The following is a 20228-nucleotide window of genomic DNA, read 5'->3' as shown; positions in this document are numbered from 1 at the left end:
AATGTTCCCCAGGTACGCTCAACCCCCGACTTTGGCGCCTTATAGCGCACAGCCATTTTGTAGGATTCAGATCAAGGCAAGACACTACGCCCTGGAAGCCCTGGAAAACGGACGGAGATTACCATTTGAGCGTAGGCCAAAGCCTGCGCTGATGCGGTCTTTCATCGGCAAACTGTTCTGACACTATCCGCGCCCCAGTCCGTCATCGCGTGGCGCTATACTCAGCGGCTAAATTTGAAACTCACCTCCCAACAGACTTACAAGGACTCGCCCATGAAAGCGTTCGGCAAAATCCTGGGTCTGGTGCTTCTCGGGTTGTTGCTGATCATCGTGGCGCTGGGCTTTGCCCTCAGCCACCTGTTCGATCCCAACGATTACAAAGACGAGATCCGCCAGATAGCCCGTGACAAAGCCCACATTGAGCTGACCCTCAATGGCGACATCGGTTGGAGCCTCTTCCCGTGGCTTGGCCTGGAACTGCACGACGCCAGCGTGGCGACCCTGACAGCCCCCGACCAGCCTTTTGCCGACCTGCAAATGCTCGGCCTGTCAGTGCGCGTGCTGCCGCTGCTGCGCAAAGAAGTGCAAATGAGCGACGTTCGGGTCGAAGGCCTGAACCTGCACCTGACGCGCGACAAAGACGGTCGCGGCAACTGGGAAGACATCGGCAAGCCTGCACCCGCTGCGCCCGGCACTGAAACAGCCGCCACCGACAGCACCAAGCCTGCTGCCGCAGACACCGCCAGCCAGCCGATCAAGCTCGACATCGACAGCCTGACCGTGAACAACGCCCGCGTTGAATACAGCGACGAGCAGACCGGCAAGCAGTTCAGCGCCGAGAGCATCCAGCTGAGCACCGGCCCGGTTCACGAGGCCACCAGCATCCCGGTCAAATTGACCGCCTTTCTGGGCACCAACCAGCCGGTGATGCGGGTCAAGACTGAACTCGACGGCAAGCTGCGTTTTGACCGCGTGCTCAAGCGTTATCAGCTCGAAGACATGAAGATCGTGGGCGAAGCCTCGGGCGAGCCGCTGCAAGGCAAAACCATGAACTTCTCGGCTTCTGGCCAGCTTTTGGTCGATATGGCAGCGAACGTCGCCGAATGGAGCAGCCTGAAGATTTCTGCCAACCAGTTGCGCGCCCTCGGTGAACTCAAGGCCAACAGCCTCGACAAAACTCCACAAATCAGCGGCGGCCTGTCGATTGCACAGCTTGACCTGGCCAAGTTCCTCGACAGCATCGGCCAGCCCCTGCCCACCATGGCGCCGGGCAGCCTGAGCAAGTTCGAACTGGTCACCCAGCTCTCCGCTACGCCGACTAGCGTGAGCTTTGATGACCTCAAGCTGAGCCTCGATGACAGCACCTTCAATGGCCGCATCGCCGTCGAAGACTTCGCCAAGCAAGCCTTGCGTATTCAGCTCAAAGGCGACACGTTCGACGCTGATCGCTACCTACCGCCTAAATCAGCCGAAGCCAATGGCGCCAAGGCTGCGCGTCAGGCCGAAGTGCAAGGCAGCGAAGCCAGCGCATTGACCGCCTCGGGTGACAGTCCGCTGCCGGATGCGCCAACCAAAAGCGGCTGGAGCACCACCAAGATCATCCCCGTCGAGCGCCTGAAAACCCTGGACCTGAACGCCGACATCAGCTTTGGCCAACTGACCCTGAGCAAATTGCCCATTCAGAATGCAGCACTCAAAGCCAACAGCAAAGACGGTGTGCTGACCCTCGAAAATCTCAGCGGCAGCCTCTACAAAGGCACGTTTGCCGCCAACGGCAGCCTGAATGTGCAGCCGGTGTTGCCGGTGGTCAAACTGCAAACCCGCATCACCAGTGTGCCGGTCGAGAAGATCCTCCAGAGCCAGGGGCAAACATCGCCCGTCACCGGCTTGTTGACCCTCAACAGCAACGTGACCGGCAGCGGCAACAGCCAGAGCGCGCTGATCCAGAGCCTCAACGGCACCGCCAGCTTCGCCCTCAACAACGGCGTGCTGCTCAATGCCAACATTGAACAGCAACTGTGCAAAGCCATCTCCACGCTCAACCGCAAAACCCTGAGCGGCGCCCCGCTGGGCAAAGACACGCCCTTCAACGAACTCAAGGGCAGCCTGGTGTTCCGTAACGGCGTGGCCAGCAACCAGGACCTGGTGGTGCGCATTCCCGGCCTGAGCGTCAAAGGCGATGGCGACATCGACCTGCGCGTATTGGGCATGGACTACCGCATTGGCATCACCATCGAAGGCGACACCCGCCCCATGCCCGACCCGGCGTGCCAAGTGGGCAAAAACTTCGTCGGTATCGAGCTGCCCTTGCGCTGCCGTGGCCCGCTGGAACTGGGCGCCAAGGCCTGCCGCCTGGACAAAGAAGGCTTGGGCAAAGTCGCCGTTAAAGCCGCCGGCAACAAACTGAGCGAAAAACTTGAAGAAAAACTCGGTGACAAAGTCAGCCCCGAACTCAAAGACGCGCTTAAAGGGCTGTTCAAACGATGAGGGATGAGCAGTTCGCAAGTGCCGTGCTCGATTGGTATGACCGCCACGGCCGCCACGACTTGCCCTGGCAACAGGGCATCACCCCTTACCGGGTGTGGGTCTCGGAAATCATGTTGCAGCAGACTCAAGTCAGCACCGTGCTCAACTACTTCGACCGCTTTATGGCCTCATTGCCAACGGTCGAAGCCTTGGCCGCAGCCCCCGAAGACGAAGTGCTGCACCTGTGGACCGGCCTTGGTTACTACACCCGCGCCCGCAATTTGCAAAAGACCGCGAAGATCGTCGTCGAGCAGTACGACGGCGAATTCCCGCGTGACGTTGAAAAGCTGGTCGAGCTGCCCGGCATTGGCCTGTCTACAGCCGGGGCGATTGCCAGCCTGAGCATGGGCCTGCGCGCGCCGATCCTCGACGGCAACGTCAAACGGGTGCTGGCCCGCTTTACCGCGCAAGAAGGCTACCCGGGCGAGCCCAAGGTCGCCAAACAGCTGTGGGCCACCGCCGAGCGCTTCACGCCCTATGACCGGGTCAACGCCTACACCCAGGCGATGATGGACATGGGCGCCACGCTCTGCACCCGCAGCAAGCCCAGTTGCCTGCTGTGCCCGCTGGAAACGCACTGCGAAGCGCACATGCTCGGCCTCGAAACGCGCTACCCGATTCCCAAGCCGCGCAAAACCATCCCGCAAAAGCGCACGCTGATGCCGATGCTGGCCAACGCCGACGGCGAGATTCTGCTTTACCGCCGCCCGTCGACCGGTTTGTGGGGCGGCCTGTGGAGCCTGCCCGAGCTGGATGACTTCAATGACATCGAGTCGCTGGCCCAGCAACACGCGCTGGCCCTGGGCGAGCATCACGAACTGCCTGGCCTGACCCACACCTTCAGCCACTTCCAACTGGCCATTGAGCCCTGGTTGATCCAGGTCCAGGAGGCAGGCCATCACGTGGCCGAGGCTGACTGGCTCTGGTATAACCTCGCCACCCCGCCGCGCCTGGGCCTTGCTGCCCCGGTGAAGAAGCTGCTCAAACGTGCAGCCGACCTAATCCACGCAGGAGAGACCTCATGACCCGCACCCTCATGTGCCGCAAATACAAAGAAGAACTGCCCGCCCTCGAGCGCGCCCCATTCCCGGGCGCCAAAGGTCAGGACATTTTCGACCACGTCTCGGCAAAAGCCTGGGCTGACTGGCAAAAACACCAAACCTTGCTGATCAACGAGAAGCGTTTGAACATGATGAACGCCGAAGATCGAAAATATTTGCAGGGCGAGATGGATAAGTTCTTCAGCGGTGAAGAATATGCCAAGGCAGAAGGCTACGTTCCGCCGAGCGAGTAAACCCCGGTTTTAAAGGGTTTGGTCCGTAAGCGACGGTAATAATTAAAATTTTTTGAAAAAAGTGTTTGACGGACCCTCAGAAAAAGCTTCTAATGCGCCCCGTTGCCCAGATAGCTCAGTCGGTAGAGCAGGGGATTGAAAATCCCCGTGTCGGCGGTTCGATTCCGTCTCTGGGCACCACATTCAGCTTTGATGTGGTGTTCACGCCACGCCAAAGCAAACAAAAAACCCGCCTAGTGCGGGTTTTTTGTTGCGCGCGATTTTTATCCGTAAGCGCCACCTCTCTTGGCGATTGCAAAGAGATGAGGTTCAATCCTCTCTTCAGCCTGCAAGGACACACCCTTTTAATGTCATCGCCTAAAAAACAGCAAAAGAATGCGCAGCGGGCCAAATCCAAGGCCAAGCAGAACCGCATCGGCAAGCCGGCCAAAACGTCGGCCAGCAGCTTGATGGATCATCCGTTCGATGACGTCAAAATCGATCTGAGTACGTTTAACTTCCAGGACATCCTCGACAACGGTTTTGACCCGGCCGATTACGATGATCTGTTCCAGGTCATGAAGGCCGCCGAGGCCATTAACCTGCAAGCGATGTGCACGGTGTTCCTGCAGTACCCGGTGCTGGAGTTGGTGATTTCCGAAGAGGAAGAAGACAGCGCCACGGACTTCCTGATGGGCTTGTTGATCGAGTACCGCATTGCCATTCATGGCGATGACGAAGACAGCGCCGTGGCCTGGATCGAAACACCGGCCTTCCAGAAAGCCTATGTCGAGGCCTCGCGCTTGCTGCAAGAGCGCAACACCCGGAGCGCGCACTGACCGCAGCGCTGACCCCACCTGTCAGCCGGGCGTTTACCGAGCCCGCCGCTGACGGTTATGTGCTGGGCGGTGTTGAGTGGCGCCATGGCGCTGGCGACCCGACGCGGGCAGTGGTGATCATCAACGCCGCGACGTCGGTGCGCTGCACGTATTACTCGCGCTTTGCTGAGTACCTGTTTAGCCACGGGCTGGACGTGATGCTGTTTGATTACCGGGGCATCGGGGTTTCACGTGCCGGGTCGCTGCGCGGGTTTCAAGCCTCATGGTCGGATTGGGGCGCGCTCGACTTTGAAGCCTTGCTCCAGCGCGCACAGCGCGAATACCCCGGCCAACCTGTCGATGTGGTCGGTCACAGCTTTGGCGGCTGTGCAGCGGGCCTGGGGGCGTCCGGGGCGGTGATCCGCAATCTGGTGACGGTGGGCGCGCAGTTTGCCCACTGGCGCGACTATGCGGCTGATCAGCGCTGGTCCATGCTCGCCAAATGGCATGGGGTGATGCCGCTGCTGACGCGGGTGTGCGGCTACTTCCCGGGCAAACGCCTGGGCTGGCTCGAAGACACACCGGCAGGCGTGGTTGGCGACTGGTGCGGCCTGGGCACGCGCTACGAGCAGTTGCCCAGCGCACGCAAACGGGCTGCCCTGCCCTTTTCATCGGTCACGGCCAACACCCTCGCTATCAGCCTTAGCGACGATCCTTTTGGCACAGTGGCAGCCACTGAGCGCCTGCTGAGCCATTTCAGCGCCAGCCCGCGTACGCACTTGCGCATAGCCCCCCAAGAAATCGGCGAGGCGGCCATTGGGCATTTCGCGTTTTTTCATAGCCGTTTTCAAGACAGCTTGTGGCCGATTGCGTTGCAATGGTTGCGTCAGGGGGAATTGGCGACGGGGATGCCGGGGCGGGTGTGTTCCTTTAAAGCGCCCTCACCCTAGCCCTCTCCCGGAGGGAGAAGGAACTGATTGGGGGATGCTGAAGGCTTTCTGCACGCTGACGGTACTGCACTGAATCTGAAAACACCTCGGTAAAGCTCTGCGCGGAATCTGAAAACACCGCGGTAAAGCTCCCTCTCCCTCCGGGAGAGGGTTGGGGTGAGGGGCTTTTGGGCCTATTGCCAATAGCGGGTGTGAACGTTAGAGTCCGCTGCGTCGCGGTCAATCCCGTGGCCGGGTGTAGGAACCCGATAAAAGTTGGCGCGTAGCGCCCAAGACTGTATCTCCGGCGTTTTTTTATGCCTGAGATAACGCTCTATGGCAGCTGTGTGCGGGCAGACTTCGGTCTGGCCGGGTGCCAACTTTCCCGGTATTCCTACCCCGCACATGGCTGCCACCCAATCTCGTAGGAAGGATCGTGTCAGCTCTTACTCAAAAAGTTGGAGAAATGCATGACCCAATCCCACACCAACGCCCTCGCCTTCCATGAAACCGGTCGCGACCATTTGCTGTTCAGCGTCAGGCCCGACATCCCCGCTGCCGATGCGTTACACAGCGCCTCTGAACTGCTGTCTGCCGCCGCTCACTCACTGGACGCCGTAGCCACCGGCACCGCCCTGATCGACGCCCATCAAGCCTTCCTGCTGTGCCACGCCCTGCGCGCGGCCAAAGCGACGGTCGATTCGCTGATCCCTGACGCGTAAACACCCGCTTTACCTCTGCGAGCGAATCCCAAGGTCAAAAGATCGCGAGACACGCTCGCTCCTACAGAGTGTCGCCAATCCAATATTTTCACCGTCAAATCAAAGAGATATCCCACAAAAAACCAGCAGCTAATACGAATTGGCAGTGACATCCTCATTGGCTCTTTAGGTCAATGCGCGGCAATAACAATGAATCCTCCGCTACCTGTCCCTTGCGACTCCGATTTAGCGCCCTTGCTGGGTTCTTTGGGTGAACTGATTCGCCAGGCACGACAAAAGGCCCTGCGCGTGGTCGATACGCTGCACGTGCACACCTGCTGGCACATGGGCCGGCATATCATCGAATACGAACAAGTCGGGGCTGCCCGTGCCGCCTATGGCAAACAACTGCTACCGACGCTGGCCAAAGCCCTGACACTCGAGTTTGGAAAAGGCTTTGATACGTCCAACCTTCGCTACATGCGGCTTTTCTATCAGGCCTTTCCAAAGTGTGACGCACTGCGTCACGAATTGAGCTGGACCCATTACCGCACCCTGTTACGCGTTGAAAACGACAGCGCACGCCAGTGGTACATGAACGAATGCGCCGTGCTGAATTGGTCGACCCGCGCGCTTGAGCGTCAAATCGGCACGCTTTACTACGAACGGCTGTTGGTCAGCCAAGACCGCACAGCCGTCAAGCAAGAAGCAGCAACCAACGTAGCGCCGCTGAATAAAAGCCCACGCGAATTTGTACGCGACCCGGTACTGCTGGAATTTTTGGGGATGCCCACCGTTACCGGGCTTTTTGAGACCGGGCTGGAGCAAGCCTTGATCGATCACCTGCAAGGCTTTTTGCTGGAGCTCGGTAAAGGCTTTGCTTTCGTTGCCCGCCAGCAGCGAATCAGCACCGAGAGCAAAGATTTTTACGTCGACCTGGTGTTCTACAACTACTTGCTCAAATGCTTTGTGATCTTTGATTTGAAACGCGGCGAGTTGACCCATCAGGACATTGGCCAGATGGATATGTACGTGCGCCTGTATGACGACCTCAAGCGCGGTCCCGAAGATTGCCCGACAGTGGGCATCATTCTGTGCGCACAAAAAGATGCCTCGGTGGTGCGCTACTCGGTACTCAATGGCAATGAGCAACTATTTGCCAGCAAGTACACGCTTGTTTTGCCGACCGAGGACGAGCTTCGCGCCGAGCTCGACCGCGAGCAAGCGCTGATCGAGGCCTCTGGCGCTTAAACCTCACCGGGCAAAACACCCGTCGGGTTTGTACACCCGTGCCGTCGACGGCGGGTTGTTTGCGAGTTTGCTCGCGGGGCGGCGCGGGCGTGGCAACAGCTCGCCTTCACAGTTAGGGCAAATGCCGCCCAGTTTCTGTTCAACGCACGCCGCACAAAACGTGCATTCGAACGAGCAAATCCGTGCTTGAGCGGAGTCTGGCGGCAGGTCCAAATCACAACATTCGCAACTGGGGCGTAGTTCGAGCATGAGTACCTCTCTGTCGACAAAAAAAACGTTCCTGTGTGCAGTTAAGACGTTTCCTACAAAAAACCAACTGCTAACCTGCTAGCAAAATAATTGCACTTTTTACACACAGTGCATTCAAACAGACATGAGCGCCTTTTCATAAGCGCACACAGAGAGCCCCGTAACACCGTATGCCACATGACACGCTTACCCCATCACTGCCTTCGGTTTTGGCCGAGTTACGTTCTGGTACTCACACCCTGCATGTCGCCCTGGAGAAGCGCTTGCCGTTTTTCTCGGACAGCCTTGATACGGGGCTCTACACACGTTTACTGGCAGCCTATTACGGGTTTTATCAGGCGATAGAAGACGCACTCTTACACAGTGCATGGATCCCGCCGGGCTTTGATCTGCACGCCAGGCTCAAGACCCCCGCTCTGGAGCAAGACCTCCAGGCCTTGAACATCAACCCCGGCACCTTGGCACAGTGCCCTACCCTGCCGGCCATGAATAGCCAGGGCAGCGTGCTTGGGGTGTTGTATGTGCTTGAAGGGGCAACCTTGGGCGGCAATGTGCTGCGTAAACGAATCGCTGAACACCTGGGCCTGGACGCCCACAACGGGTGCGCTTTTCTTTACGTGTATGGCGAAGCCACTGGCCGCCAGTGGAAGTCTTTTCTGGATTTTCTGAGCAGCGTTCCGCTGGACGCCCAAGGATGCGATGAAGCCGTCAACGTTGCCTGTTCCACTTTTAGCTGTTTCGAGCGCTGGCTCGAACGTCAGGAGGTGTTGTTATGACCCCACTCGATACGCAAACCTTTGAAACCCTGTTGGCCAATTGCGCCGACGAGCCGATTCGCTTTCCGGGCGCCATTCAGCCCCACGGCCTGCTGCTGACCCTGTCTGAGCCGGACCTGCACATCCAGCAGATCAGCGCCAACGTCGAAAACTTGTTCGGCCTGGCACCGGCTGCGCTGCTGGATCAGCCGCTGACGACCCTGACTGGCCCGCACGCGTCGACCATCGTCGAGCAAGCGGCGCAGTTCGCCGGGCAGGTCGATGTGCCGCCCCTGGAGCTGACTCTGCAAGGCATTGCCTACGAAGGCCTGCTGCACAGAGACAATGGCCTGTTGATTCTGGAGCTTGAGTTAAAGCCTGATCAGGCTGCGCTGGTGGGCACCATGGCCAAGATCCGCAACCTGAGCCGCGTGCTGCAAAGCCTGCAAGCCGCCAAGACGCTGCCTGCGCTGTACGACATTTGCGTCAAGGAGATCCAGGCACTGACCGGGTATGACCGGGTGCTGATTTATCGCTTCCAGGAAGAGGGCCACGGCCAGGTGATCGCCGAGGCCTCGTCGCCGTCGATGGAGCTGTTCAAGGGCATGTTCTTTCCGGCCTCAGACATTCCTGAGCAGGCCCGCGAGCTGTACCGCACGCATTGGTTGCGCATTATCCCGAATGCTGACTACACACCGGTTGAGCTGGTGCCCCGATTGCGCCCCGACACGCAGCAACCGCTGGACCTCAGCGGGGCGACGTTGCGCAGTGTGTCGCCGATTCACTGCCAGTACATGAAGAACATGGGCGTGTTGTCGTCGATGAGTATTTCGCTCATGGATGGCGACCGCTTGTGGGGCCTGATCAGTTGCGGCCACCGCACGCCGCTGCATGTGCCGCACGAGCTGCGCATGGCCTGCCAGACCATCGGCCAGGTGCTGTCGCTGCAAATCAGCGCCTTGCAGACCCTGGAGATCAGCCGCCAGCGTGAAGCCAAAATGGACGCCTTGGTGCGCCTAAACAGCGCAATGGTGCAAGGCCCGGAAAACGTCTTCGACGGCCTGGCGCAAGAACACGCCTTGCTCATGGACCTGACCCAGGCCAGCGGCGTGGCCATTCTTGAAGACAACGTGCTGCACCGTTATGGCCAGTGCCCCAAGCCCGAGCAGATTCGTGAGCTGTACCAGTGGTTCAAGCAAAACGATGCGCCCGTGTTCTCCACCCACAACCTGTCCACGCTGTTCGCCCCGGCAGCAGACTACAAGGACATTGCCAGCGGCCTGTTGGCCATGAGCCTGCCCAAGCCCGTGGACAATGGCGTGCTGTGGTTTCGCACCGAGGTCAAAGAGAGCATTCCCTGGAGCGGCGACCCGAGAAAGCCGCTCAATCTGGAGTCGAGCGAGACCGGTTTGCGCCTGAGCCCGCGGACTTCGTTCGAGCTGTGGAAAGTCGAAATGGACGGTATTTCGACCAAATGGAGCCATGGTGACCTGTTCGCTGCCAATGACCTGAGGCGCTCGGCGCTGGAAAACGACTTGGCCCGCCAGGTGCGTCGCGAGCAACAGGCGGTGCGGGCACGGGACGAGCTGGTGGCCGTGGTGTCCCACGACTTGCGTAACCCCATGACGATCATTTCGATGCTCTGCGGGATGATGCAAAAAACCTTCAGCAGCGACGGCTCGCACGCGTCCAGGCGCATCACCACGGCCATCGATACCATGCAGCAGGCCAGCAGCCGCATGAACATCCTGCTGGAAGACTTGCTCGACACCTCCAAGATCGAGGCGGGCCGCTACACGATCTCGGCGCAGTCTCTGGACGTGACGCAGATTTTTGAAGAGGCCCTGTCGCTGCTGATGCCGCTGGCGAGCGAAAAGCAGGTAGAGCTGACCTTTCACGCCGAGCCCGACCTGCAGATTCACGCCGACCCTGAGCGCTTGTTCCAGGTGCTGTCCAACCTGATCAGCAACGCGATCAAGTTCACCCCGGCCGACGGCAAAATCGTGGTGGCCGCCATGTCCAACGGCGATGACATCGTGTTCAGCGTGCGTGACTCCGGCAAAGGCATCCCCGCCGAACAACTGCCGCATATCTTCGACCGTTACTGGACGGCCAAAGAAGGCAACGCCACGGGCACAGGCCTTGGGCTGTACATCTCACAGGGCATCATCAAGGCCCATGGCGGGCAGTTGCTGGCCGAGAGTACGCCGGGCGAAGGCAGCGAATTCCGCTTTACGGTGCCTAAAATCAGCTGACCGCACACGGTTGTAACGCCCACAAAAAAGGCCGCCATCGCGAACGATGGCGGCCTTTTTCTGGACTCAACGTTGAGGGCCGTCCTGGCCTCAGTTAAGTACCGATGCCCCCGCTTTCTCTGCACTGCGACGACGTGTGACCAACAGGCCCGCCGCCACCACCAAAATGCTCAACAGGCCGGTGGCCATGATTTCAGCCTGATGCTCTGGCTGGAACAGCATGATGGTCAAAATGGCCACGATAAACACGATCACCGCCCAGGTCAGACCCGGGAACAGCCACATTTTGAACTCGATTTTCTCGCCCTTTTCGGTGCGCTTTTTGCGCATGCGCAGTTGCGACACCGCGATCACCAGGTACACCAGCAGCGCGATGGCGCCGGAGCTGGCGAGCAGGAATTCAAACACCGCAGCAGGCGCCACGTAGTTGGCAAACACGGCCACGAAGGCTGCGCCAGTGGACATCATGACGGCCCAGTAAGGCGTGCCGCTGGCGTTGGTGCGCTTGGCCGCGGCCGGTGCGTCACCGCGCTTGCTCAGGGAGAAGAGCATGCGCGAAGCGGTGTAGAGCGCCGAGTTCAGGCAGCTGGTAACCGCAATCAGAACCACGATATCGACGATCAGCTTGGCATTCGGGATGCCCATGCTCACCAGTGCAGTCTGATAAGAGCCAACGCTGGCCAGGCTTGGGTCGTTCCATGGCACCAGGGCCACAACGATGAAGATCGACACCAGATAGAACAAGCCAATCCGCCAGATCACCGAGTTGGTGGCCTTGGTGATTTGCTTGCTCGGGTCTTTGGATTCCGCCGCCGCGATGGTGACGATTTCGGTGCCCATAAACGAGAACATCGTGGTCAGCATGGCGGCCAGTACAGCGCCCATGCCGTTAGGCATAAAGCCGACGGTGTCGACCAGGTGCGACACACCGCTGACGCCGCTGGTGGGCAGCAGGCCGAAGATGGCCGCAAGGCCCAAGCCAATGAAGCCCACGATCGCCAGCACTTTGACCAGCGCAAACCAGAACTCGAACTCACCGTAGTTCTTGACGCTGAACAGGTTGGTGATGGTCAGCAACAAGGTGATGACCAGGGTAAACACCCAGATCTCCACGCCCGGGAACCAGGCATGCAGGATGGTGCCGGCCGCCACCGCTTCCAGCGGGATAACCAACACCCAGAACCACCAGTACAGCCAGCCGATGGTGAAACCGGCCCAGTGCCCGATGGCACGGTCGGCGTAAGTGGAGAATGAACCGGTGTCCGGCGAGGCGACGGCCATTTCGGCCAGCATGCGCATCACCAACACCACTAACGTGCCTGCTGCGGCGTAGGCCAGCAGCACGGCAGGGCCCGCCTGGGCAATCGCGTGTCCGGAGCCGACGAACAAGCCGGCACCGATGACCCCCGCGATAGACAGCATGGTCACATGCCGTGGCTTGAGCCCTTGCTCCAGGCCGTTAGAGGTTTGTGTATTGCTCATTGGGACTACCTTTGCAGTGAAAGCCATTCCGAGCGCCGCGCTTGATTACCTTCTCGTAAAAAGTAACCAACGGGGCGTTTAGAATTATTTACGCAATAAATGAGCCAAAATGTGACAGGTGCACGGTTTGCGTGGCCTGTAAGGCATTTGCGTTATGTTTGTAACCTGTTGAGCGTAATGGCTTTTTGCCTATTTGTTACCGTAACACTCAGTTACAGGGAACCTCGCGCACCAAAAAAAAGCAAATCTACCCATCTGGCCCTAAACCGGTGCGCATCTTTGACCTTTAGTAGGTTCGTGCTTCCAACACAGGGCCAAAACTGGCAACATCGCGACCTTTTTTACGCGACACCTCTCTGGCCGAACGGCAAAATACGGGGCTTGGTTGTTGTCGGCGCGACAGTCTTCTATCGCGATGCGACAAACGACCACACTCGTGCCTTTTGGGCTGGTGGTGCGGCTGGTTGCCTTGGCGACCCTATGCTAGCTTGGCCCTCGCCAGGAAGGCCGCCCAATAGCAGGATCGCACCCGAACACAATGAGGACCGCACATGGCTTTGGCCACGCCCGCGCTTGAAATCCGCAATTTGCATAAACGCTACGGCGAGCTTGAGGTACTTAAAGGTATCTCGCTGACCGCACGCGACGGCGACGTGATCTCGATCCTGGGTTCTTCCGGTTCCGGCAAGTCCACTCTGCTGCGCTGTATCAACCTGTTGGAAAACCCGCACGAGGGCCAGATCCTCGTTGCCGGTGAAGAGCTCAAACTCAAAAAAGCCAAATCGGGTGAACTGGTTGCCGCCGATGGCAAACAAATCAACCGCATGCGCAGCGAACTGGGTTTTGTGTTTCAAAACTTTAACCTGTGGCCGCACATGACCATCCTCGACAACATCATCGAGGCGCCACGCCGCGTGCTGGGCCAGAGCAAGGCCGAAGCCATCGAGGTGGCCGAAGCGCTGCTGGCCAAGGTAGGCATCGCTGATAAACGCCATGCCTACCCGTCGGAACTGTCCGGTGGCCAGCAGCAACGTGCTGCCATCGCCCGTACGCTGGCCATGCAACCTAAAGTGATCCTGTTCGATGAGCCCACATCAGCCCTTGACCCGGAAATGGTCCAGGAAGTACTTAGTGTGATCCGCGCGCTCGCCGAAGAAGGTCGCACTATGCTCATGGTCACCCACGAAATGGGCTTTGCCCGTCAGGTGTCCAGCGAAGTCGTGTTTTTGCACCAAGGCCTGATCGAAGAGCAAGGATCGCCTGACCAGGTGTTTGATAACCCGGTCTCAGCGCGCTGCAAACAATTCATGTCCAGCAATCGCTAACGGAGCAATACGAATGCAGAACTATAAAAAACTTCTCCTGGCTGCTGCCGCCACTTTGGTGTTCAGTGCTAATGCCTTGGCTGTTGATAAGTACACCGTCGGGATTGAAGGGGCCTACCCCCCGTTCAATAACAAGAACGCCAGCGGTGAAGTGGTGGGTTTTGACCCCGATATCGCAATGGCCCTGTGCGCAAAAATGAAGGCCGAGTGCACCATCGTGACCTCCGACTGGGACGGCATCATCCCGTCGCTGATGGCAGGCAAGTTCGACTTTGTAGTGTCTTCGCAATCGATTACCCCGGAGCGTCTGGAAGCGGTCGACTTCACCAACCCTTACTACTCCAACAAGCAGCAGTTCATTGCGCCTAAAAAAGTCGACTTCAAAACCGACAAGGCTGACCTGAAGGGCAAGACCATCGGTACTCAGCGCGCCACTCAGGCGGCAACCTGGCTGGAAGACAACCTGGGCAATGACATCACGCTCAAGCTCTATGACACTCAGGAGAACGCCTACGCTGACCTGGTTGCAGGTCGTGTTGATGCCCTGCTGGCTGACAAGTACGCCAACTTTGACTGGCTCAAGAGCAAAGACGGCCAAGCGTATGAGTTCAAAGGCGAGCCGGTTAACGACGATGACAAAGTGGGCATTTCGCTGAAAAAAGGCAACACAGCCCTCAAAGAAAAGTTGAACACCGCGCTTAAAGAAATCGTTGAAGACGGCACCTACAAGAAGATCAACGACAAGTACTTCCCGTTCAGCATCTACTGACCTGCCTGACCGGTGCTGCCTTGCGCAGCGCCGGTCCCTAGCAAAGCCTGCCTAACCCATGACTATCGATTTATACGGATTCGGCCCGGCGCTTGCCGCTGGCGCACTGATGACCGTCAAACTGGCACTCACTGCGCTGTGTCTGGGCCTGGTGCTCGGCCTGCTCGGTGCATTGGCCAAAACTTCGCCGTACAAGCCGCTTAAATGGCTCGGTGGCACTTATTCAACGCTGGTTCGCGGCGTGCCGGAACTGCTCTGGGTGTTGCTGATTTACTTCGGCAGCGTGAACGCAGTGCGCGGCCTCGGCGAACTGATCGGCATGCCCGACCTCACCCTCAGCGCCTTTGCGGCCGGTGTTATCGCGCTGGGTCTGTGCTTTGGCGCGTACGCGACCGAAGTGTTTCGTGGCGCCATTTTGGCGATTCCTAAAGGCCATCGCGAAGCGGGCCTGGCTCTGGGCCTGAGCAAACCGCGCATTTTCACCAAGCTGGTGCTGCCACAAATGTGGCGTATCGCCCTGCCCGGCCTGGGCAACCTGTTCATGATCCTGATGAAAGACACCGCGCTGGTCTCGGTCATCGGCCTGGAAGAAATCATGCGTCAGGCGCAAAACGCCGTGACCTTCGCCAAACACCCCTTCACCTTCTACATGGTGGCTGCCGTGATGTACCTGGGCCTGACCATATTGGCCATGGGCACCCTGCACGTGCTTGAGAAACGCGCCGCACGCGGCTTCGTGAGGAGAACGTAATGCTGGTGTGGGAACTCTTCATCAAGTGGCTGCCCAAGCTGATTCAAGGCGCGACCCTGACGCTGGAGCTGACGGCACTGTCGGTCATCGCCGGTTTGATCGTGGCCATTCCGCTGGGCATCGCCCGCTCCTCCAAGCTGTGGTACGTGCGCTCGCTGCCGTACGGTTATATCTTTTTCTTTCGCGGCACGCCGCTGCTGATCCAGCTGTTTCTGGTGTATTACGGGCTGGGGCAATTTGAGGTGGTGCGTGAAAGCGTGCTGTGGCCTTACCTGCGCGACCCGTTCTGGTGTGCGGTACTGACCATGACCCTGCACACGGCCGCTTATATCGCAGAAATTTTGCGGGGCGCCATTCAGGCCATTCCGCCGGGTGAAATCGAAGCGGCCCGTGCGCTGGGCATGTCACGCGGCAAAACCCTGCTGCACATCGTGCTGCCGCGTGCTGCACGCATCGGCCTGCCGGCGTACAGCAACGAGGTGATCCTGATGCTCAAGGCCAGTTCGCTGGCGAGCACCGTGACCTTGCTGGAACTGACCGGCATGACCCGCACCATCATCGCCCGCAACTACCAGACGGTGGACATGTTCCTGATCGCCGGGGTGATCTACCTGGTCATGTCGTTTGTGCTGATCCAGGGGTTCAAACTGCTGGAGCGCTGGTTGCGCGTCGATGCCTGCCAAGGCCGTTAACCTTGAGGGCGAGCGACTGCTCGCCCGCTTTGAGGCACTGGACGCGTTTTTACGTGAGCACCAGTCGCTGTGGCGCCCACGGCCATTCACGCAACTGAATATGCCGTGGGAAGCCCACCATCCTGAATTGTCCCAATGGTTGCGCCAGCGCTCGTTGCACGACGCTGAAGCCAGCCATAACCAGCCTCATCAGCTAGGCGCCCCCGCACCGTTTACGGCACTGGCAGCCACCGCCCTTGCACTGAGCCGCCTTGAGCGTTTACCCGTTCAGGCCCTGGCGCCAGCCGCGCCGCGCTTGCAGGTGGATGTACCGGGGCGCAAATGGCAGCAAATCGAAGCCTTCGCACAAAGCCTGACCTTTAAGCAGCCCCCCACGCACTGGCTGGACTGGTGTTCAGGCAAAGGCCATTTGGGCCGCCGCTTGATAACCGCAGAGCAACAATTGACGTGCCTGGAATACGACCCGGCGCTGGTCGAAGCCGGTTTGGCGCTCAGCCAGCGGCATCGGCTCAATGCCCGGCATGTGCAACAGGACGTTATGGCGGCGCTTGAACTGCAACCCGACATGACCCCCGTAGCCCTGCATGCCTGTGGTGATTTGCACGTGCGCCTGCTGCAACTGGCCAGCGCGGCGGGCTGTGCACAACTTGCCCTTTCGCCGTGCTGCTACAACCGCATCAGTGCGCCGCACTACACGGCGTTATCCACAGCCGCCAAGGCCTCGGCTTTGCAGTTATCGCTGGAAGACCTGAGCTTGCCGATGAGCGAAACCGTGACCGCCGGCAGCCGCGTGCGGCGCCAGCGCGATGAATCGATGGCACGGCGTTTGGGGTTTGATGGGCTGCAACGCCAATTGCGCCAGTGCGATGAATACTTATCCACACCCTCGCTGCCCAGCGCCTGGCTGAACAAGCCGTTTGCCCAGTACTGCGAAGACCTCGCGGCGTTGAAAAACTTATCCACAACCGGGACAGAAGACTGGGCTGCGCTTGAAGCGGCGGGCTGGGAGCGGTTGGCGCACGTGCGCAATCTGGAGTTGGTACGCGGCCTGTTCCGCCGCCCGCTGGAGCTGTGGCTGGTACTGGATCGGGCGCTGTACCTGCAAGAGCACGGCTATGACGTGCGCGTGGGCGAGTTTTGCGACAGCAGCCTGACGCCGCGCAATGTGATGGTGATTGCGCAGCGCACACAGCCTCTGTAGGAGCGAGCTTGCCTCGCGATCTTTTAAAAAGATCAAAAGATCGCGAGACAAGCTCGCTCCTACAGGGGTTAGTCAGTGGCCTACGACCCGCGATACGTCGAGAAGCCGTAAGGGCTGAGCAGCAGCGGGATGTGGTAATGCTGGTCGGCGTTTTTCACTTCGAAGATCACCGGGATCTCCGGGAAGAAGGTGTCACGCCCGGCCTTTTTGAAGTATTCGCCGGTTTTGAACACCACGCGGTATTCGCCCGCTTTAAGCGTCTGCTGGGCCGGGAACAACTCGCCAATGCGACCTTGTTCGTTAGTCACACCTTGGCTCAGCATCTGCCAGTTCTGGCCCACCTGCTGCTCCAAGGTGACGTGAACGCCCGGTGACGGTAAACCGTTCTCCAGGTTGAGTACGTGCACGCTCAGCGGGTTGCCCGCCGCCCATGCGACGCTCGAAACAGCGCTCAGGCCCAAGGCCGCCAGTGTAATTTTCAACCGTTTCATGTGTGATCCTCCGGGTTAATTGCGTTGTGTGGTCAAGCCGATCTGTTGGGCAGCGCTCACCGCGCAGGCTTCGTCCTGCTCGGCGCCGCCCGCCCCGGCCACGCCCATGGCGCCGACCAGTTCAGTGCCGGCAAACAGCGGCACGCCACCGCCCAACAGCAGCAACTCAGGGATGGAGTTGAGGTTGGCGGCCTCCGGGTTGTTGCGAGCACGTTCGGCAAACAGCCGGGTTGGCGTTTTGCTCGACAGCGCGGTGTAGGCTTTGCGCTGGCTGGCCAACAGGTTGTGCGGCCCGACGTTCTCCGGGCGCAGCGCCAGCAACACGTTGCCACCGCGGTCCAGCACGTTCAGCGCCCCGCTGCAGTGCTTGAGCGCAGCAGCGGCCAGTTGCTGGGCCGTGGCCAGATCGAGGTCGGCATGGCGTGGTAGATCCGGCGCGGCCTGGGCGGCGCCAGCGGTGCCCAAGGCAGCCCACAACAGCACATTTTTCAGCATCATCGACAAGCTCCTGTTCGAATGACGCCACCTTAACCAGCAACCCCCGTCAGAACCTCGTCAGTTGGATTACAAGTTTGTAATAGGCAATAACGGCGAACGCGCCTAGCCTGTTCAGACGATTGATCGAGGTGTGCGATGCGCTTGTTAGTAGTAGAAGACGAAGCCAAGACTGCTGAATTCCTGGCCAAGGGCCTTAAGGAGTCAGGTTTTGTCGTGGATGTAGCCTTGAACGGGCTGGACGGGCGCTACCTGATTGAGCAGCAGGAATACGACCTGATCATTCTTGACGTGATGCTGCCGGGGCTTAATGGCTGGCAACTGCTGCAGCTGATTCGCCAGCGCGGCGCCACGCCGGTGCTGTTTTTAACCGCCAAAGACGCCATCGAAGACCGCGTGCGCGGCCTTGAACTGGGTGCAGACGACTACCTGCTCAAGCCATTTGCCTTTGCCGAGTTGCTGGCCCGGGTGCGCACGCTGCTGCGTCGCGGCCCGATGCGTGAGGCCGAGTCGTACAGCATTGCCGACCTTGAGATCGACGTGCTGCGTCGCCGCGTCAGCCGAGGCGGTCAGCGCATCAACCTGACCAACAAGGAGTTTGCGCTGCTGCAGTTGCTGGCCAGCCGTCAGGGCGAAGTGTTGTCGCGCACCTTGATTGCCTCGCAGGTGTGGAACCTGAATTTCGACAGCGACACCAACATGGTCGAGGTCGCCGTGCGCCGATTGCGCGCCAAGGTCGACGACCCGTACATGCCAAAACTTATCCACACCGTGCGCGGCGTCGGCTATCAGTTGGAAGCGCCCGATGAATAGGTCCATCGCTTGGCGGCTGGCCCTGGCCATTGCGCTAACGTGCGCGCTGGTGCTCAGCGTAATCGGCGTGTTCCTGTACCGCTCACTGGCCTCGGAGCTGAGCTTTCGCGATGACATGGCATTGCTCGGTCGCCTTGAGCGCATGCGCGCACTGCTGCACGACAGCGACAGCCTCGAAGCCCTGCAAGAGCGCCCCAGGCTGTATCAAAACATGTTGGGCAACCGTGACAGCCTGTTGTTGGTGACCCACAGCGACGGCCGCCCGGTGATCACGATCAACCCGCACCAGCAAGCGCTGCCGCCTGTGCAGCCCTTAAGCCAGGACCGCATGCCACAGCGCAGCGATATCCAGACGGTGGGCAACCTCGACTTGCTGAGCGGTGTGGCCGACGGCCCGTCGGACGAGCGCTTGAACGTGACCGTGGGCATGCATCTGCAAGAGCGTGAGCAGATGCTCGCCAGTTACCGACTGCGTCTGTACATGGCGGTCGGGCTGGGCGCCCTGCTCGCGTTTGGCCTGGGTTTGCTGCTGTTGCGCCGAGGCCTGAAACCGTTGCGGGAACTGGCCCAGGCCATGCGCGGCATTAACCCGCGCAGCCTTGACCAACGCATGCCCGTCGACCACGTACCCACAGAATTGAAAGAACCGGTGCTGGCGCTCAACGCCATGCTCGCGCGCCTTGAGGACAACTTTGCGCGGCTGTCGCAGTTCTCGGCGGATCTGGCCCATGAGATCCGCACGCCGCTGCACAACCTGCTGGGCAGCAACAGCCTGGCCCTGAACCAGACGCGCAGCCCGGCGGAGTATCAGGACGTGCTGGCGTCCAACATTGAAGAGTACGAACGCCTGAACCGCATGGCCGAGAACCTGATGTTCCTGGCCCGCGCCGAGCACGGGCAACGGCCTGTGCACCTGCAAAACGTGGACCTGCGCGCGGTGGGCGACGAGCTGTGTGATTACTTTGACGCGCTGGCTGAAGACCGTGGCGTGCGCTTGGGCAATTCGCTCAGCGGCACGCTGACGGCGGACCTGCATCTGTTGCAGCGGGCCTTGAGTAACCTGCTGGCCAATGCCGTACGGCACGCCGAGCCCGATTCGGTGATCAGGCTGGTGCAGCGCGAAGACGCCGAGTATTGCTGGATCGGCGTGCACAACATCGGCCCCGCCATCGCGCCGCAACATGTGGGCAAAGTGTTCGATCGTTTTTACCGGGTCGACCCTTCGCGCTCACAGCCAGAGGACTCAGGCGGGCTGGGCTTGGCGATTGTGGGGTCGATCATGCAACTGCATGGCGGTGAAGTGCGCGTGCAAAGCGACGACAGCGGGACGCTGTTTGAGCTGGGGTTTGCTAGGCACATGACCAAAACCACACCTTGTGGGAGCGGGCTTGCTCGCGATGCCGGCCACTCGGTCTATCAGTAAAACCTTGTCGGTCCAATCGCGAGCAAGCC

General features: G+C 59.6%; 20 protein-coding genes and 1 tRNA gene. 17 read left to right on the top strand and 4 right to left on the bottom strand.

Going from position 1 to position 20228, the window contains the following annotated elements:
* Positions 1–273: 273 nt before the first annotated feature.
* From QMX84_RS11345 to QMX84_RS11310, 8 genes are all read left to right on the top strand, one after another.
* Positions 274–2487, top strand: a complete 2214-nt coding sequence (locus QMX84_RS11345; protein ID WP_282363835.1) for an AsmA family protein — start codon at positions 274–276, stop codon at positions 2485–2487.
* Positions 2484–3551, top strand: coding sequence for an A/G-specific adenine glycosylase (mutY, locus tag QMX84_RS11340; RefSeq protein ID WP_048388924.1), 1068 nt, complete (start codon positions 2484–2486; stop codon positions 3549–3551). Before QMX84_RS11345 ends, mutY begins: the two co-directional genes overlap by 4 nt.
* Complete coding sequence (locus QMX84_RS11335) at positions 3548–3820, top strand: oxidative damage protection protein (RefSeq protein ID WP_048366799.1); 273 nt, start codon at positions 3548–3550, stop codon at positions 3818–3820. Before mutY ends, QMX84_RS11335 begins: the two co-directional genes overlap by 4 nt.
* A 104-nt stretch (positions 3821–3924) precedes the next feature.
* Positions 3925–4000: transfer RNA gene (locus QMX84_RS11330), tRNA-Phe, on the top strand.
* Positions 4001–4167: 167 nt separating this feature from the next.
* Positions 4168–4638 carry a hypothetical protein gene (locus QMX84_RS11325; protein ID WP_048366808.1) on the top strand — a complete coding sequence of 157 codons (471 nt, stop codon included), beginning with the start codon at positions 4168–4170 and terminating at the stop codon, positions 4636–4638.
* Between the two features lie 59 nt (positions 4639–4697).
* Positions 4698–5567 carry an alpha/beta fold hydrolase gene (locus tag QMX84_RS11320; RefSeq protein WP_262126626.1) on the top strand — a complete coding sequence of 290 codons (870 nt, stop codon included), beginning with the start codon at positions 4698–4700 and terminating at the stop codon, positions 5565–5567.
* A gap of 449 nt (positions 5568–6016) precedes the next feature.
* Positions 6017–6268, top strand: a complete 252-nt coding sequence (locus tag QMX84_RS11315; protein ID WP_262126625.1) for a DUF3077 domain-containing protein — start codon at positions 6017–6019, stop codon at positions 6266–6268.
* Positions 6269–6457: 189 nt separating this feature from the next.
* On the top strand, positions 6458–7498 hold the full coding sequence (locus tag QMX84_RS11310; protein WP_262126624.1) for a PDDEXK nuclease domain-containing protein: 1041 nt from the start codon (positions 6458–6460) through the stop codon (positions 7496–7498).
* A 3-nt stretch (positions 7499–7501) separates the two neighbouring features.
* Here the strand turns inward: QMX84_RS11310 and QMX84_RS11305 are convergent, their stop codons facing one another.
* Positions 7502–7747 carry a DUF1272 domain-containing protein gene (locus QMX84_RS11305; RefSeq protein WP_082148605.1) on the bottom strand — a complete coding sequence of 82 codons (246 nt, stop codon included), beginning with the start codon at positions 7745–7747 and terminating at the stop codon, positions 7502–7504.
* A gap of 170 nt (positions 7748–7917) precedes the next feature.
* On the opposite strand from QMX84_RS11305, the gene QMX84_RS11300 reads away from it, so the two are divergent.
* Both QMX84_RS11300 and QMX84_RS11295 read left to right on the top strand, forming a co-directional pair.
* Positions 7918–8523 (top strand): biliverdin-producing heme oxygenase, encoded by a 606-nt coding sequence (locus QMX84_RS11300; RefSeq protein WP_262126623.1) that lies wholly within the window; start codon positions 7918–7920, stop codon positions 8521–8523.
* Positions 8520–10757 (top strand): ATP-binding protein, encoded by a 2238-nt coding sequence (locus QMX84_RS11295; protein WP_282363834.1) that lies wholly within the window; start codon positions 8520–8522, stop codon positions 10755–10757. The genes QMX84_RS11300 and QMX84_RS11295 overlap by 4 nt, the downstream gene beginning before the upstream one ends.
* Before the next feature lie 90 nt (positions 10758–10847).
* Here the strand turns inward: QMX84_RS11295 and gabP are convergent, their stop codons facing one another.
* On the bottom strand, positions 10848–12239 hold the full coding sequence (gabP, locus tag QMX84_RS11290) for a GABA permease (protein ID WP_123751017.1): 1392 nt from the start codon (positions 12237–12239) through the stop codon (positions 10848–10850).
* A gap of 551 nt (positions 12240–12790) precedes the next feature.
* Here gabP and QMX84_RS11285 point away from each other — a divergent pair.
* Genes QMX84_RS11285 through QMX84_RS11265 form a run of 5 tightly spaced genes read left to right on the top strand, consistent with a single transcriptional unit; the run spans position 12791 to position 16977 of the window.
* Entirely contained in the window at positions 12791–13564 is a 774-nt protein-coding gene (locus tag QMX84_RS11285; protein ID WP_048366815.1) for an ABC transporter ATP-binding protein, read from the top strand.
* A 13-nt stretch (positions 13565–13577) separates the two neighbouring features.
* Positions 13578–14333 carry a transporter substrate-binding domain-containing protein gene (locus QMX84_RS11280; protein ID WP_282363833.1) on the top strand — a complete coding sequence of 252 codons (756 nt, stop codon included), beginning with the start codon at positions 13578–13580 and terminating at the stop codon, positions 14331–14333.
* A gap of 58 nt (positions 14334–14391) precedes the next feature.
* Positions 14392–15084, top strand: coding sequence for an ABC transporter permease (locus QMX84_RS11275; RefSeq protein ID WP_123751016.1), 693 nt, complete (start codon positions 14392–14394; stop codon positions 15082–15084).
* Between the two features lie 2 nt (positions 15085–15086).
* Positions 15087–15776, top strand: a complete 690-nt coding sequence (locus tag QMX84_RS11270) for an ABC transporter permease (protein WP_048388939.1) — start codon at positions 15087–15089, stop codon at positions 15774–15776.
* Positions 15757–16977 (top strand): methyltransferase, encoded by a 1221-nt coding sequence (locus QMX84_RS11265; RefSeq protein WP_282363832.1) that lies wholly within the window; start codon positions 15757–15759, stop codon positions 16975–16977. Before QMX84_RS11270 ends, QMX84_RS11265 begins: the two co-directional genes overlap by 20 nt.
* An 80-nt stretch (positions 16978–17057) precedes the next feature.
* On the opposite strand, the gene uraH is transcribed toward QMX84_RS11265, so the two are convergent.
* Positions 17058–17468 (bottom strand): hydroxyisourate hydrolase, encoded by a 411-nt coding sequence (gene uraH / locus QMX84_RS11260; protein WP_048366820.1) that lies wholly within the window; start codon positions 17466–17468, stop codon positions 17058–17060.
* A 15-nt stretch (positions 17469–17483) separates the two neighbouring features.
* A complete protein-coding gene (locus QMX84_RS11255) occupies positions 17484–17966 on the bottom strand; it encodes a heme-binding protein (RefSeq protein ID WP_262126618.1) in 483 nt (160 codons plus the stop codon).
* A gap of 135 nt (positions 17967–18101) precedes the next feature.
* Between QMX84_RS11255 and QMX84_RS11250 the strand changes: the two genes are divergently transcribed.
* Both QMX84_RS11250 and QMX84_RS11245 read left to right on the top strand, forming a co-directional pair.
* Positions 18102–18776, top strand: a complete 675-nt coding sequence (locus QMX84_RS11250; RefSeq protein ID WP_123751012.1) for a heavy metal response regulator transcription factor — start codon at positions 18102–18104, stop codon at positions 18774–18776.
* A complete protein-coding gene (locus QMX84_RS11245) occupies positions 18769–20199 on the top strand; it encodes a heavy metal sensor histidine kinase (RefSeq protein ID WP_282363831.1) in 1431 nt (476 codons plus the stop codon). The genes QMX84_RS11250 and QMX84_RS11245 overlap by 8 nt, the downstream gene beginning before the upstream one ends.
* Positions 20200–20228: the final 29 nt, after the last annotated feature.

It is taken from the genome of Pseudomonas sp. PS01297, assembly GCF_029959305.1.
Classification (GTDB): domain Bacteria; phylum Pseudomonadota; class Gammaproteobacteria; order Pseudomonadales; family Pseudomonadaceae; genus Aquipseudomonas; species Aquipseudomonas helleri.
This window is presented reverse-complemented; position numbering and strand designations above follow the sequence as displayed.

Bases quoted from the DNA above. Each gene is read 5' to 3' on its own strand.
- QMX84_RS11345 (WP_282363835.1), top strand. From the start codon at position 274: ATGAAAGCGTTCGGCAAAATCCTGGGTCTGGTGCTTCTCGGGTTGTTG.
- mutY (WP_048388924.1), top strand. From the start codon at position 2,484: ATGAGGGATGAGCAGTTCGCAAGTGCCGTGCTCGATTGGTATGACCGC.
- QMX84_RS11335 (WP_048366799.1), top strand. From the start codon at position 3,548: ATGACCCGCACCCTCATGTGCCGCAAATACAAAGAAGAACTGCCCGCC.
- QMX84_RS11325 (WP_048366808.1), top strand. From the start codon at position 4,168: ATGTCATCGCCTAAAAAACAGCAAAAGAATGCGCAGCGGGCCAAATCC.
- QMX84_RS11315 (WP_262126625.1), top strand. From the start codon at position 6,017: ATGACCCAATCCCACACCAACGCCCTCGCCTTCCATGAAACCGGTCGC.
- QMX84_RS11310 (WP_262126624.1), top strand. From the start codon at position 6,458: ATGAATCCTCCGCTACCTGTCCCTTGCGACTCCGATTTAGCGCCCTTG.
- QMX84_RS11305 (WP_082148605.1), bottom strand. From the start codon at position 7,747: ATGCTCGAACTACGCCCCAGTTGCGAATGTTGTGATTTGGACCTGCCG.
- QMX84_RS11300 (WP_262126623.1), top strand. From the start codon at position 7,918: ATGCCACATGACACGCTTACCCCATCACTGCCTTCGGTTTTGGCCGAG.
- QMX84_RS11295 (WP_282363834.1), top strand. From the start codon at position 8,520: ATGACCCCACTCGATACGCAAACCTTTGAAACCCTGTTGGCCAATTGC.
- gabP (WP_123751017.1), bottom strand. From the start codon at position 12,239: ATGAGCAATACACAAACCTCTAACGGCCTGGAGCAAGGGCTCAAGCCA.
- QMX84_RS11285 (WP_048366815.1), top strand. From the start codon at position 12,791: ATGGCTTTGGCCACGCCCGCGCTTGAAATCCGCAATTTGCATAAACGC.
- QMX84_RS11280 (WP_282363833.1), top strand. From the start codon at position 13,578: ATGCAGAACTATAAAAAACTTCTCCTGGCTGCTGCCGCCACTTTGGTG.
- QMX84_RS11275 (WP_123751016.1), top strand. From the start codon at position 14,392: ATGACTATCGATTTATACGGATTCGGCCCGGCGCTTGCCGCTGGCGCA.
- QMX84_RS11265 (WP_282363832.1), top strand. From the start codon at position 15,757: ATGCCTGCCAAGGCCGTTAACCTTGAGGGCGAGCGACTGCTCGCCCGC.
- uraH (WP_048366820.1), bottom strand. From the start codon at position 17,468: ATGAAACGGTTGAAAATTACACTGGCGGCCTTGGGCCTGAGCGCTGTT.
- QMX84_RS11255 (WP_262126618.1), bottom strand. From the start codon at position 17,966: ATGATGCTGAAAAATGTGCTGTTGTGGGCTGCCTTGGGCACCGCTGGC.
- QMX84_RS11250 (WP_123751012.1), top strand. From the start codon at position 18,102: ATGCGCTTGTTAGTAGTAGAAGACGAAGCCAAGACTGCTGAATTCCTG.
- QMX84_RS11245 (WP_282363831.1), top strand. From the start codon at position 18,769: ATGAATAGGTCCATCGCTTGGCGGCTGGCCCTGGCCATTGCGCTAACG.